Source organism: Bauldia litoralis, assembly GCF_900104485.1.
GTDB lineage: Bacteria > Pseudomonadota > Alphaproteobacteria > Rhizobiales > Kaistiaceae > Bauldia > Bauldia litoralis.
On the sequence record NZ_FMXQ01000008.1, the window covers coordinates 130808 to 142997 of the forward strand.

General features: G+C 65.9%; 14 protein-coding genes. 4 read left to right on the forward strand and 10 right to left on the reverse strand.

The window, feature by feature from the left end:
* Window positions 1–128: 128 nt before the first annotated feature.
* The 7 genes from BLT60_RS18540 to BLT60_RS18570 form a co-directional block, all read right to left on the reverse strand.
* Entirely contained in the window at window positions 129–740 is a 612-nt protein-coding gene (locus tag BLT60_RS18540; RefSeq protein WP_090878731.1) for a DUF922 domain-containing protein, read from the reverse strand.
* Between the two features lie 68 nt (window positions 741–808).
* Window positions 809–1918, reverse strand: a complete 1110-nt coding sequence (gene modC / locus BLT60_RS18545) for a molybdenum ABC transporter ATP-binding protein (RefSeq protein WP_090878733.1) — start codon at window positions 1916–1918, stop codon at window positions 809–811.
* Window positions 1915–2613 carry a molybdate ABC transporter permease subunit gene (modB, locus tag BLT60_RS18550; protein ID WP_090878735.1) on the reverse strand — a complete coding sequence of 233 codons (699 nt, stop codon included), beginning with the start codon at window positions 2611–2613 and terminating at the stop codon, window positions 1915–1917. Before modB ends, modC begins: the two co-directional genes overlap by 4 nt.
* 6 nt (window positions 2614–2619) lie before the next feature.
* The gene (gene modA, locus BLT60_RS18555; RefSeq protein WP_090878737.1) at window positions 2620–3399 is read right to left on the reverse strand and encodes a molybdate ABC transporter substrate-binding protein; all 780 of its coding nucleotides are present in this window, start codon (window positions 3397–3399) and stop codon (window positions 2620–2622) included.
* Between the two features lie 66 nt (window positions 3400–3465).
* Window positions 3466–3852, reverse strand: coding sequence for a winged helix-turn-helix domain-containing protein (locus BLT60_RS18560; RefSeq protein WP_090878739.1), 387 nt, complete (start codon window positions 3850–3852; stop codon window positions 3466–3468).
* Between the two features lie 125 nt (window positions 3853–3977).
* A complete protein-coding gene (locus tag BLT60_RS18565; RefSeq protein WP_244521329.1) occupies window positions 3978–5057 on the reverse strand; it encodes a LacI family DNA-binding transcriptional regulator in 1080 nt (359 codons plus the stop codon).
* A gap of 106 nt (window positions 5058–5163) precedes the next feature.
* A complete protein-coding gene (locus tag BLT60_RS18570) occupies window positions 5164–5904 on the reverse strand; it encodes an ATP-binding cassette domain-containing protein (protein ID WP_090878741.1) in 741 nt (246 codons plus the stop codon).
* A 373-nt stretch (window positions 5905–6277) separates the two neighbouring features.
* Between BLT60_RS18570 and BLT60_RS18575 the strand changes: the two genes are divergently transcribed.
* The 3 genes from BLT60_RS18575 to BLT60_RS18585 all read left to right on the forward strand — a co-directional run bounded on the left by BLT60_RS18575 (window position 6278) and on the right by BLT60_RS18585 (window position 9049).
* A complete protein-coding gene (locus BLT60_RS18575) occupies window positions 6278–7258 on the forward strand; it encodes an NAD-dependent epimerase/dehydratase family protein (RefSeq protein ID WP_090878743.1) in 981 nt (326 codons plus the stop codon).
* A 49-nt stretch (window positions 7259–7307) separates the two neighbouring features.
* Entirely contained in the window at window positions 7308–8282 is a 975-nt protein-coding gene (locus BLT60_RS18580; protein WP_244521330.1) for a substrate-binding domain-containing protein, read from the forward strand.
* A 203-nt stretch (window positions 8283–8485) separates the two neighbouring features.
* The gene (locus BLT60_RS18585; RefSeq protein ID WP_090878747.1) at window positions 8486–9049 is read left to right on the forward strand and encodes an SRPBCC family protein; all 564 of its coding nucleotides are present in this window, start codon (window positions 8486–8488) and stop codon (window positions 9047–9049) included.
* Between the two features lie 13 nt (window positions 9050–9062).
* Here BLT60_RS18585 and BLT60_RS18590 read toward each other — a convergent pair whose 3' ends face one another.
* Window positions 9063–9692 carry a glutathione S-transferase family protein gene (locus BLT60_RS18590; RefSeq protein ID WP_090878956.1) on the reverse strand — a complete coding sequence of 210 codons (630 nt, stop codon included), beginning with the start codon at window positions 9690–9692 and terminating at the stop codon, window positions 9063–9065.
* Between the two features lie 171 nt (window positions 9693–9863).
* On the opposite strand from BLT60_RS18590, the gene BLT60_RS18595 reads away from it, so the two are divergent.
* Window positions 9864–10352: a YciE/YciF ferroxidase family protein gene (locus BLT60_RS18595; protein WP_090878749.1), complete on the forward strand. Its 489-nt coding sequence runs from the start codon at window positions 9864–9866 to the stop codon at window positions 10350–10352.
* 71 nt (window positions 10353–10423) lie between these two features.
* On the opposite strand, the gene BLT60_RS18600 is transcribed toward BLT60_RS18595, so the two are convergent.
* The gene (locus BLT60_RS18600; RefSeq protein ID WP_090878750.1) at window positions 10424–11728 is read right to left on the reverse strand and encodes an NAD(P)H-dependent oxidoreductase; all 1305 of its coding nucleotides are present in this window, start codon (window positions 11726–11728) and stop codon (window positions 10424–10426) included.
* 117 nt (window positions 11729–11845) lie between these two features.
* Entirely contained in the window at window positions 11846–12181 is a 336-nt protein-coding gene (locus BLT60_RS18605; RefSeq protein WP_090878752.1) for a hypothetical protein, read from the reverse strand.
* Between the last annotated feature and the right edge of the window lie 9 nt (window positions 12182–12190).

The following is a 12190-nucleotide window of genomic DNA, read 5'->3' on the forward strand; positions in this document are numbered from 1 at the left end:
CATCCCCGGGAAAGCGCAGGCGCGCTTTCCCGGCCGGATGTCTGGCCTGCGACAAGGGTTGCTGCTCGGCGAGCAAAGTGGGGCGTGACCGAGCGCGAGCGTCCCGGTAGCGATGGCTTCGGCCGGCGTTACCGGGACGATCCCGCCATACGAAACAGACTCAGATTCCTGATCCGATTGTATTCGCGACGGTCGAAAGCCCGGTGCTTCGACTGGCATGCGCGCTTTTCCGATTCTAGCAGCCTGCGGATCGAGGCCTGGAGGCTGCCGCAGCTTTTCGCCGAGAGCCGCTGCGCCTTGGCGACGAAAGTCTTGCCGCACTGGATGTAGATGCTGCGATGGGTGTTCTCGTGGCGCTTGGAAAAGGCGACGAAGCTGCGCCAGGCATTGCGGGTACTCGACGCCATTGAGGATTCGCTGCGACCACGGGGCAGCGTCATGACGAAGTTAATGTTGAGGGTCACCTTCGGCGCCCGGCAGGTGCCGCCGGTCATCTTGGACGGGGCGGAAATCCGGTAGGACGGCCGGATGTTGGCGACGGCATTGCCGTGATCGCCGCGAAACGGGTTCGACCGCATGTATGAGACCAGCGAGCGAGCCGTCGAACCACTGACGCTGTACGACCGGTATTGCGTACTGGAGCGGACGTCGGCGACCGACATCGATACCGCCCCAACGGTCAGCGCCGCCGCGACCGACAGTCGCGCAATACCACTCCACCCAATCCAGGACAGGATCATGGTCTCAGCTCCCAAGTCCGACTCTACCCGGGTTGGCGCGAAAGGGAACCCCGTGCGGGTATTTGATTTCAGGCGTCGGAGGGGCGGGCTGCCGGTCCAAAGGCGGCACGGTCGAAGGACGACGACTTGATCAGTGCCGTGACGGGCTGGCCGACCCGCAGACCGAGCGCGCGGACAGCTTCGCCGGTGATGCTGGCGATCAGCGGCATGCCGGCCGCGTCAAGGCTGACCTCGACCGTCGGCGGCTCCGCCTCGACGATCGCCGTGACCGTCGCGGAGAGGCGATTGCGGATCGACAGGTTGCCCGGGTCACCGACGGCGAGGGCGACGTCGCGGGCGCGAATGCGCATGCGTATCTCGCTGCCCTCGGCCTGATCGAGACGTGGCACCGAGAAGCGTCCGGCAGGATGCTCCAGCGTCGTGAGGTGGGGATCGGGACCGGGCGCGCCGACCCGCAACGTCAGCACGACGCTCGCCTCCTGCTGACCCGTATGGGCGCGCAGGTCGGCGCGGGCGAGGATGTCGCTGACCGGCCCGTTGGCGACGACCTTGCCGCCGACCAGCAGCACCATCGTATCCGCGATCCGCGCGACCTCGTCGATGGCGTGGCTGACATAGACGATCGGCAGCCGCATCTCGTCGCGCAGGCGTTCGATATAGGGCAGGAGATCGGCCTTGCGGGCCTCGTCGAGGGAGGCGAGGGGCTCGTCCATCAGGAGGAGCCGGGGGCTGGCGAGCAGCGCCCGGCCGATGGCGACGCGCTGCTTCTCGCCGCCCGACAGGCCGGCCGGCTGGCGCTCGAGCAGGGAGGCGATGCCGAGCAGGTCGACGATCGTGTCAAAGTCGGCCCAGCGTTCCTTCGTGGTCGAGAAGCGGCGCCCGTAGACCAGGTTTCGCCGCACCGAGAGATGGGGGAAGAGGCGTCCCTCCTGGAAGACATAACCGATGCGCCGCCGGTGGGCGGGGACGAAGACGCCCCGCGTCGTGTCGACCAGCGTGTCGCCATCGATGGCGATCGCGCCGCGCTCCGGACGGGCAAGGCCGGCGATCAGGTTGACCAGCGTCGTCTTGCCGGCGCCGGAATGACCGAACAGCGCGGTGATCCGCCCGGCGCTCTCGAAGGCCGCGTCGAGGGCGAACCCGCCGGCCCGCGCCGAGATGTCGACCGCCAGCGTCATTGTCCGAGGACCCGGCGGCCGGCGCGGCGGGACAACGCTTCCGAGGCGAGGAGCGCGGCAAAGGCGATGACGACGGCGATCAGCGTCAGGCGGAGGGCGGCGGCCTCGCCGCCGGGGACCTGGGTATAGGACCAGATCGCCGAGGGGATGGTCTGGGTGACGCCGGGGATATTGCCGACGAAGGTGATGGTCGCGCCGAATTCGCCGAGCGCCCGGGCGAAGGCGAGGACGGTGCCGGCAAGGATGCCGGGCAGCATCAACGGCAGGGTGATCGTCAGCAGCACGATGGGGCGGCTGGCGCCCAGCGTCGCGGCGGCGTCCTCGTAGCGCCTGTCGATCGCCTCCAGCGACAGCCGCATGGCGCGGACCATCAGCGGCAGCCCCATGATGCCGGCAGCGAGCGCCGCGCCCGTCCAGTTGAAGGCGAGGACGATGCCGAAGGTCCGTTCGAGGAATTCGCCGACCGGCCCGCGTCGACCGAAGGCGAGAAGGAGCAGGTAGCCGGTGACCACTGGCGGCATCACCAGCGGCAGGTAGACGATGCCGTCGAGGATGGCGCGCCCGGGGAAGCGAAAGCGGGCCAGCACATAGGCGGCAAGCAGCCCGATCGGCAATCCACAGAGCGCGGCGGCGAAGGCGACCCGGAGGCTGAGCCCGATGGCCGACCATTCCTGCGGGGTCAGCGGTTCGAGCATGGCCGCTTACGAACCGGCATCGATGACGGTGAAGCCTTCGGTCTCGAAGGCGGGGCGCGCGGCGTCGGAGAGCAGAAAGTCATAGAAGGCCCGGGCGTCGGGGTTGGTCGAGGCGGCGATCATCGCGACGGGGTAGCGGACCGGCGGATGGCTGTCCTCGGGAAAGACGCCGATCACCCGGACCGCCGGTTCGGCGGCGGCATCGGTCGCGTAGACGATGCCGAGCGGCGCTTCACCGCGGGCGACGAAGGCGAGGGCCGTGCGGACATTGTCGGCCTCGACGATATGGCCGGCGACACTGTCCCAGGCGCCGAGCGACTGGAGCGCCGCCTTGCCGTAGCGACCGGCCGGGACGGCCTCGGTGTTGGCCATGGCGAGCAGACCGTCGCCGAGCAGGGCGGCGAGGTCCATGCCGGGCGCGATGGCGATCGTTGCGTCGGACGCCGCGGGCGCGATGAGGACGATGCGGTTGCCGAGCAGCGTGTGGCGCGTGTCGGGAACGATCAGGCTACGGTCGGCGACGTAGTCCATCCATGCGGTGTCGGCGGCGATGAAGATGTCAGCCGGCGCCTGTTGCTCGATCTGCTTGGCAAGCGTCGCGGTGCCGGCATAGCTGACCAGCACGGTCCTGCCGGTCGTCTCCCGATAGGTGGCGGCGGCCGTGTCGAGGGCGTTCTTGAGGCTGGCGGCGGCAAAGACCACGACATCGTCGGCGGCGGCCGAGACCGTCAGGCCGGCGCAGACGGCAAGGGCAAGAAAGAAACGACGGGCGAGGGCGGTGAACATGCTGCGGGACCGATATGGTCAAACGGAAATATCGCTCGACAGGTCAGCACGCTCCGGGCTGCAAAGTCAATCGGAACCGGCGTTCTGTCCCGGATCCGCGAGGTGCTGGCGCAGGTCCGCCACGCCGGCTTCGATCGCACTCTCGGCGTCCGCTTCCATCTGCCGGTAGCGGGCGAGGACGAATTCACCGAGTTCGGTGAGGCGCGCGCCGCCACCGCCGCCGGAACCGCCTTTCTCTGTTTCGACCAACGGGGATCTGAACGCGGCGTTCAATTCGCGGACGAGGCTCCAGCCGCGCTTGTAGCTCATGTCGAAGCGGCCGGCGGCAGCGGTCAGCGAGCGGGTGTCGCGGATCGCTTCGAGGAGGTCGGCCTTGCCGGGGCCGAGGGCAACGCCCGGCCGAAGCACGACGCGAAAGCGCAGGCCTTCGGTGATGTTGGCGAACTGGGCCACGTCGATCTCACTCCGGCGCCTTGGAATCCGGCATTGGCCAGCCGGACGGTCACCAGACGTTGTCTAGCGCCAAAGCGCGACGGTGAGAACCGGCGCGTGCCCGCAAGCCGCCACCGGGGGCGCGGTCAGCCGCCTATCTCGCGGATCGAGTCGCGGGGGATCAACGGGCATTCAAGCTTGGTGACGGGGTGCTTGCCGGTCGGAGCAGAGGTCATGGACAGGGCATGCTCGACCGCCCAGCGGCCCATCTCGCGATGCGGTAGGACCAGCGTCGTCAGTTGCGGCGTGAGGTGGCGGGCGACCTCCTCGTCGTCGTAGCCGATGACCGAGACGTCGTCGGGAATCGTCCGGCCCGTCTCCTTCAGCGCCTCGTAGCAGCCGACCGCCATGCGATCGTTGGAGCAGAAGATGGCGGTCGGCGGATCGTCGAGTTTCATCAGGGCGAGGGTGTGTTCGTAGCCGGCACTGGTCTGCCAGTTGCCCTCGCGGACCAGGTCGGGATCATAGGGAATGTCGGCGGTGGCCAGCGCCTGGCGGTAGCCGCGCAGGCGGTCGCGCGCCGCGTCCATCCACATCTCGCCGGTGATGATGGCGATGCGGCGATGACCGGCGCCGATCAGCGCGTCGGCGGCGCGATGGCCGCCGGCCACCTCGCCCGGACAGACGCTCGGGAAGGCGCGATCGTCGGAATAGCAGTTGAGCAGGACGACGGGGACGCGGGCGGCGTAGAGCGCCGGCGGCACCTCGACCTTGCGGGTCATGATCGTCGCGTAGATTAGCGCGTCGATACCGTTGCGCAGCATTGCCGCGATGGTGATCGGCTCCATCTCCGGGTCGTTCAGCGTCTGGGCGATGGTGACGACATGCCCGGTCTGCCAGCCGGCCTCGCGCGCGCCCTCGATCGAGACGACGGCCTCCGGACTGGTGGCGATATGGTCGAAGACGATGCCGATCTGGTGGGGGCGGTCGCCGAGGGCGACATGGCCCGGGATGATCTCGTAGCCAAGATCGCCGGCGACCGCGATGACGCGGGCGCGGGTCGTCTTCGAAATGCGGATGCCGGGAGTATTGTTGAGGACGACCGACACCGTCGACTGCGAGCAGCCAGCGAGCCGGGCGACATCGGTCATCGTGACCCGCTTGCCGTTGCCGCGACCGGCGGAGGTGGTCCGGCCCGGACCGGGCGCGCCCTTGCCCCGTTTCATGCGATTTCCATTTTCACTAATACTGGGATAATAATATTAGCAACCGGATCGAGTGGACACAAACATGCCGGCTGCCCCGATCCGGTCGTCCGGTCCCTCAGAGGATTCAGGCGGTCTCGATGGCGCCGGTAATCAGGCCGGTGACTTCCTCCGGCGAACTCATGGCGACCTTCTTGTCCGCGACCTTGTGGCCGCGCCGCATGACGATGATGCGGTCGGCGACCGTGAAGACATCGGGCATGCGGTGGCTGATCAGGACAACCGCAATACCCTGGTCGCGCAGATGCTTGATCAGATTCAGCACCTCTGCCACCTGACGGACGGAGATCGCCGCCGTCGGCTCGTCCATCAGCACGATCTTTGCCTCGGACAGCATGGTGCGGGCGATGGCCACGGCCTGGCGTTGGCCGCCCGACATCTGCTTGACGAGGTCGCGGGGCCGGGTCTCCGACTTGATTTCACCAAAGAGCTCGCCAGCACGCCGGAACATCGCCGGGTAGTCGAGAATCTGGAAAGGGCCGATGCCCCGGCGCAGTTCGCGGCCGAGAAAGACGTTGGCGGCGGCGCTGAGATTGTCGCAAAGCGCGAGATCCTGGTAGACGATCTCGATGCCATGCTGCCGGGCCTCGATCGGCCGGTGCATGACGAGGTTCTTGCCCTCCATCTTCAGCGTGCCGTGAGTCGGGCGGAAATTGCCGGCGATGATCTTGACGAGCGTCGACTTGCCTGCGCCGTTGTCGCCCATCAGGCCGACAACTTCTCCGGGTTCGAGACTGAGCGAGACGCCGTCCAGCGCATGGATGGCGCCGAAGTGTTTTGCGATGTTGGTGAGTTCAAGCAGGGCCATATCGGACGTTCGCTCCCAGCCGGCGCGCGATGGGCCGGCGCCTCCCTTGTCCGCGTACTTTCTGGAAGCGTTTCCGACGCACCCAGAAAGGCGGCTCTGGAATTAGCTTACCATCGTCGCACCCGTCAAATGCACGACAGAATCATTCATCGGACGAAATGGGCGCATTCCGGTCTCTAAAACAAACCACTGGTAGCAGGCATGGTGTCTCCTACACCGGATCCGCCCTGATGCAAGACAGCGAGAAGGATTGGGAACGTTTCCATAAAATCCGCCAGAAGCGCTGTCAATATCCGTATCACAAATTTGTACGATAACTTACCGTTGACGGACGTACCGTACGACGATTAGCTAGTTGCCGGGAGAATACTGAATGCTGATGTTGGTTACCGGCGCGACTGGCAAGGTCGGGCGCGCTTTCCTGGCGCGCATGTCCGCCGATCCGTCTTATCGAGAGGCTCGTTTCCGCGCCCTCTGCCACAACCGGATGCTCGAGCCGAGCGACCGTCTCGATGTCGTCAAGGGATCGATATCGGACCGGGCCGTCGTCGAGCAGGCGATGGATGGCGTCACCCATGTCGTTCATCTGGCGACCTGCAAGGAGACGCCTGACGACGTGATGGATATCACGGTGAAGGGGATGTTCTGGCTGCTCGAAGCGTACCGTGAGAGCGCGACGGCGCGCCAGTTCATCCTCATCGGCGGCGACGCCGCGATCGGCCACTTCTTCTATCGCACCGATGGGCCGCTGACCGAAGCGGCGCCGCACAGCGCGTATCCGGGTTGCTACGCGCTGTCGAAGGTCCTTGAGGAAGTCATGCTGGAGCAGGTCGGTATCCAGTATGGCATCAACCATTGCTGCCTGCGTGCGCCATGGATCATGGCGGATGACGATTTCCGGTACACCCTGTCGTTTGGCGACGATGTCTTCGGCGGCCCCGACTGGAAGACGATGGTGCCGGCGGAAGATGCCCGGCGCTACCACCTCGAGGGGACCGTGCCACTGCTTCTCGACGCCGACGACCAGCCGATGAAGCGCAACTTCGTGCATGTCGACGACCTGGTAGCGGCGATCATGGCCGCTATCGACAATCCGAAGGCGGAACGGCAGTTGTTCAATATCTGCATGGACCGGCCGGTGGACTATGGCGAGGTTGCGGATTATCTGCAGCGGACGCGCGGCCTCGATTCGATTGCGATTCCCAGCGCGTTTCATTCGACCTGGCTGGACAACAGCAAGGCGAAGTTCGCCTTGGACTGGCAGCCCGAATACGATCTGGAGAGACTTGTCGAGGCGGCCTGGACCCATGAACGGGCGCCCGACAATCCGCGTGTCGTCTGGTATCCGGGATGACGACCGTGGCCTGGAAGAGCGGAGAGGCAGGAACGAGATGAGGAGAGGCTTGCTGCTGATTGCCGCCGCGGCGCTCCTTTGCGCCGGCGCGCCCGCCATGGCGGAGAAGAAGACGCTCGCGGTGGTGGTCAAGGGCCTGGACAATCCATTCTTCAAGGCGGTCGGACGCGGCTGCGATGACTGGAACACGGACAACGCCAAGTCCGACTACGAGTGCGTCAACGCCGGTCCGGAGTTGAGCGCCGACAGTGCCGGGCAAATCCAGATCGTCGAGAAGCTGATCGACTCCGGCGTCGCGGGGCTGGCGATCGCGCCCTCCGATCCGGCGGCGATGGCGGCGGCGATTCGGGCCAAGGCGCCGACGATGCCGGTGATGACGATCGATTCCGATTTCGATCGGCCTGACCGCGGTCTGCGCGCGACCTTTCTCGGCACCGACAACGAGCAGGTGGGCGCGCTGATGGCGCAACTGCTGATGAAGTACAAGCCGGAGGGCGGCACCGTCTGCCTGCAACTCGGCGCCGAATCCAACGAGAAGATCAACGCGCGGGCGCAGGGCTTCCGCGACGCGATTGCCGGCGAACCGGGGGCCGGCAGGTTGTCGGAAACCAACGGCTGGAGCGAAATCGCCGGCTGCCCGGTCCATGCCGACGACCGGATCGACCTCGCGGCCAGCCAGATGGAAGAGATCCTCGCCGCCAATCCGGCGCTCGACGGGTTCATCCTGGTGGGCGGCTGGGCGCAGTTCGCGCCGCAGATCTATGGCCAGGTCGCCAGCACGGTGAAGGACAAGCTCGACAGCCGGAGCCTGATCGTCATCGGCGGCGATACGCTGCCGCCGCAGATGGCGGCGCTCAAGGCGGGCAACAGCCATGGGCAGATCGGCCAGCGACCGTTCGAGATGGGCAATCGCGCACCCGATATCCTGATTCAACTGATCAAGGAGGAGACCGTCGAGGATCGCCTCCACACCGAACTCAGCCAGTGCACGCCGGAGAATGCCGACAGCTGCCTTGGCAAATGAATCGGGGACGACCGGCGCAAGACCGGTCTCCCCCAAGAGCTCATCCGCTGGATGAGAACCCGACGGAACGGAAACTTGGAGGCGCTTCGGCGCCTCCCTTTTTTTGTGCATGACGGTTGAGAAGGGACGCGGCGAGGGCGTGCTGCCCTTATCATGCGCTGTCGGCCGAATCGGGCTGCAAGACAAACGTTCGGGGGAACGCCATGGCCAGGAAGATTGTGCGGTGGGTCGCCATCGGACTCGTCGCGATCGTCATTCTCGCCGTCGCCGGGGCGTTCCTGATGCCCCGCTACCGGATTGTCGAGCGGTCGGTCGACATCGATGCGCCGGCGGGGGACGTCTTCGCAGTGGTGAGCGATCTCCGCCGCTTCAATGAGTGGTCGCCGTGGTTCGGGCGGGACCCGGAGGCCACCTATACCTTTACCGGTCCGGCCGACGGAGTCGGCCAGACGTTCCACTGGGAAAGCGACGATCCCGATGTCGGCTCCGGGTCGATGGAGGTCGCGTCGATCACGCCCGACGACCGGGTCGACATCGCGCTCGACTTCGCCGATCAGGGGACCGCCGAGACGTGGTTCACGGTCGTTCCGGAAGGCGCCGGCAGCACCGTGACTTGGGCCTTTTCAACCGACCTCGGTTTCAACCCGATCGGACGGTATTTCGGCCCGATGATCGACGACATGGTCGGCGCCGACTACGAAGCTGGGCTTCAGAAGCTCAAGACCCTGGCCGAGACGCCGCCCCCCGAGGCGCCCGACGAGGAATAGCCGCGCGGACGGTCTATTCGACCGGCCGCCACGTCAGGGGAACGTGGCCGGGGTGCGACGCGACGCGACCGAGCCATCCGCGGATGCCGGGATAGGGGGTGAGGTCGAAGCCGCCTTCATCCGCAACATGGGTGTAGGAATACAATGCGATGTCGGCGATGGAAAAGGCGCCGCCGGCAAACCAGTCATGGGTGGCGAGCCGCGTCTCCATCACCGCGAGCGCCCGGTGTCCCCGGGTCTGCCAGTCGGCGAGCTGCTCGGCCGTCGCCTTGCCGATTTTCTCGGGATAGACGGACATCCATGACCGGGCGACCGCGATCGTCGGTTCGTGCTCGTATTGCTCGAAGAACAGCCACTGGTAGCAGACCGCGCGATCGTAGGCGTCGGCGGGCAGGTATGCCGTACCCTCGGCAAGATGGATCAGCATGGCGTTGGATTCGGACAGCCGCCGTCCGTCCGGCAGGACGAGGAGTGGGGTTCGGCCATTCGGATTGAGCGCCAGGAAATCCGGCGTGCGGGTGGCACCCTGGCGCGGATCGGTCTCGATCAGCCGGAACGGCAGGCGGAGAAGATGGAGGAGCAGGCGGACCTTGTAGCAGTTGCCCGAGGCTTCCATCGAATAGAGCGTGTAGCGATTGTCCATGACATGGCCCCCCTGTCGCGTTCCGGCGATGCTAGCGTCGCGGCCGAAGGCGATCCAATTCCAAATAGGCGCGACATTCATCAACGAAATCGAACGGTGCCGGGAACGACTCCGGGAATCTGGCGTTGAGGCGGGACAGACATTTGTAACCGCCAGACCAAGGAGACCCGCATGTCGCTGAAGACACTCGACGACCTTTTCTTGCATTTCCTCAAGGACATGTATTTCGCAGAGAAGCAGTTGGTGAAAGCCCTGCCGAAGATGGCGAAGAAGGCATCTTCGCCGCAACTCGCCGAGGCCTTCGAGAGCCATCTCGCGGAGACCAAGGAGCATGTGTCGCGTCTCGAGCAGGTGTTCGAGATCGTCGGCAAGACGGCCCGTGCCGAGACCTGCCCGGCGATCAAGGGCATCGTCGAGGAAGGCGAGGAGATCATGAGCGAGGCGGAGGATCCGGAGGCGCTGGACGCCGGTCTGATCGCCGCCGCCCAGGCTGCCGAGCATTACGAGATTGCGCGTTACGGCACGATGGTGGCATGGGCCGAGAAACTCGGCATCAAGGACGCCGTCAAGATCCTCAACACGACGCTCGACGAGGAATACTCGGCGGACAAGAAGCTGTCGGCGCTCGCCGAGGGCTCGGTCAACAAGAAGGCCGCGTAACCACGCAGCAGCGCTGAGCGAATGGAAGCCGCTGCCGATACAGAAAATCGGCTGCGGCTTTCATCGTTTTGTCAGGCGCTGCCCAGCCCCTCGGCTTCGCGACGGAGGCTGACAGCCTGGTTGTCGCCGATGGTCACGTCCGACCAGCGCACCGCTTCACCCTCCGCCACGTCATGGTCGAGGGTCACGCCATGGGCGAGACCGATTGGCAGCGCGCCATGGGCCAGGCTGCGATCGGCCGGCCAGAGCTTGCCCCACACCGTGTAGCCGCCTTCGCCGTCGAGCTTCTCACCGGCCTTGAGATTGCGCTTGGCGACCGCCACCGCGTCGCCGCGGAAGGACATGGTGCTGCCCGTCGGCTCGCCGCGCAGCGCCGCCGACAGCACCGAAATCCCGAGTTCAAGTCCGATCAGGTGATAGGGGCGGTAGAGCGCGCCGTATCGTCCAGAGGGGTCAGTCCGCATGCCGTATTGCTCGAAGCAGCTGGCGGTGTAGTCGTTGGTCGCCTCGATGACGACATAGACGCCCCAGCGCAGGTCGCGCTCGACCGGGCTGCCGTCGCGATTGAGCGACGAGACCACTTCGACCATGCCGCGGCTTTCGAGCTGACCGCCATCCGACTTCGGCTTGAGGATCGTCGGCAGGTCGTCGACGCCGCAGGGCGGGAAGCGCAGGCCGTCAGACGGCACGGCGAGGCCACAGGCATTGGCGATTGCCGCCATCTCGATCGACGACTTGGTGCCATCGAGGAAGGAATTAAACATCTGTGGGTTCATGCCCGCCGCCTTGGCCCGGGCGGGGTCGAGGCCGTAGTGGCTCCAGACATCGTCCGGGGTCACGGCGTGGTACTCGGGCATGTACTTGGTGCCCTTGCCGGCGGCGATGACCTGGAAGCCGGCGGCGCGGGCCCAGTCGACCTGCTCGGCGACGAGGGCAGGCTGGTCGCCATAGGCCATCGAATAGACGACGCCGGCGGCGCGGGCGCGGGCGGCGAGCGCCGGCCCGGCCAGCACGTCGGCCTCGACATTGACCATGACGATATGCTTGCCGGCCTCGATCGCGGCGAGCGCGTGGCGGATGCCGGCGGCCGGGTTGCCGGTGACCTCGACGACGACCTCGATATCGTCGCGAGCGATGGCTTCGGCACCGTCCTCGGTGAAATCGCAGGCGGCGATGCGCTCCTCGTCCCATCCGACGTTGCGGCAGGCGGCCTTGGCCCGCTCGATGTCGAGATCGACGATGACGTTGATCCTGAGACCCGGCGACGTCGGGGCCTGGGAGAGGAACATCGAGCCGAATTTACCGGCGCCGATGACGGCGACGCCGATCGGTCCCTTGGTGGCGGCGCGTTCGGCGGCGAGGCGAGCGAGATTCATCGGGTCTTCTTTCAGGGCGGTGGGAGACCAGCGTCTTTTCGCCGGTCGCGCCCTTGCAGACAAGCCCCGTCTAACGCCGACCCTCTCTTGCAGTTTCGACCGGCCCGGTTTGGCTGTTCAGCCGCCGGGAGCGAAGAATCCGATGGCCCGGCCGATGATCAATTCCATCAGGTCGTCACGCAGTCGCTTGAGCCGCGCCGCGGTGATGCCGGCAGCCGCCAGGGAGGCGAGGATCGCCAGGTCCTTCTGGCTCTTCATCAAAAAGGAAAACTCCTGCGCGGTGAGTTGGCCTTCCGCCAAGGCATTGCCCCAGCGCTCGACCTTTTCCTGGGTGCTTTCAAGAAAGGATCCTGCGTCGGTCGTCAGTTGCTGCGTGTAGTCCTTGAGCGCACCGACAGCCAGCGCCTTGACGCCTTCCAGGACATCCGCAACGAAATCGTCGAAATCCTTCACGGGGACCTC

Bases quoted from the DNA above. Each gene is read 5' to 3' on its own strand.
- BLT60_RS18540 (WP_090878731.1), bottom strand. From the start codon at position 740: ATGATCCTGTCCTGGATTGGGTGGAGTGGTATTGCGCGACTGTCGGTC.
- modC (WP_090878733.1), bottom strand. From the start codon at position 1,918: ATGACGCTGGCGGTCGACATCTCGGCGCGGGCCGGCGGGTTCGCCCTC.
- modB (WP_090878735.1), bottom strand. From the start codon at position 2,613: ATGCTCGAACCGCTGACCCCGCAGGAATGGTCGGCCATCGGGCTCAGC.
- modA (WP_090878737.1), bottom strand. From the start codon at position 3,399: ATGTTCACCGCCCTCGCCCGTCGTTTCTTTCTTGCCCTTGCCGTCTGC.
- BLT60_RS18565 (WP_244521329.1), bottom strand. From the start codon at position 5,057: ATGAAACGGGGCAAGGGCGCGCCCGGTCCGGGCCGGACCACCTCCGCC.
- BLT60_RS18570 (WP_090878741.1), bottom strand. From the start codon at position 5,904: ATGGCCCTGCTTGAACTCACCAACATCGCAAAACACTTCGGCGCCATC.
- BLT60_RS18575 (WP_090878743.1), top strand. From the start codon at position 6,278: ATGCTGATGTTGGTTACCGGCGCGACTGGCAAGGTCGGGCGCGCTTTC.
- BLT60_RS18585 (WP_090878747.1), top strand. From the start codon at position 8,486: ATGGCCAGGAAGATTGTGCGGTGGGTCGCCATCGGACTCGTCGCGATC.
- BLT60_RS18590 (WP_090878956.1), bottom strand. From the start codon at position 9,692: ATGGACAATCGCTACACGCTCTATTCGATGGAAGCCTCGGGCAACTGC.
- BLT60_RS18595 (WP_090878749.1), top strand. From the start codon at position 9,864: ATGTCGCTGAAGACACTCGACGACCTTTTCTTGCATTTCCTCAAGGAC.
- BLT60_RS18600 (WP_090878750.1), bottom strand. From the start codon at position 11,728: ATGAATCTCGCTCGCCTCGCCGCCGAACGCGCCGCCACCAAGGGACCG.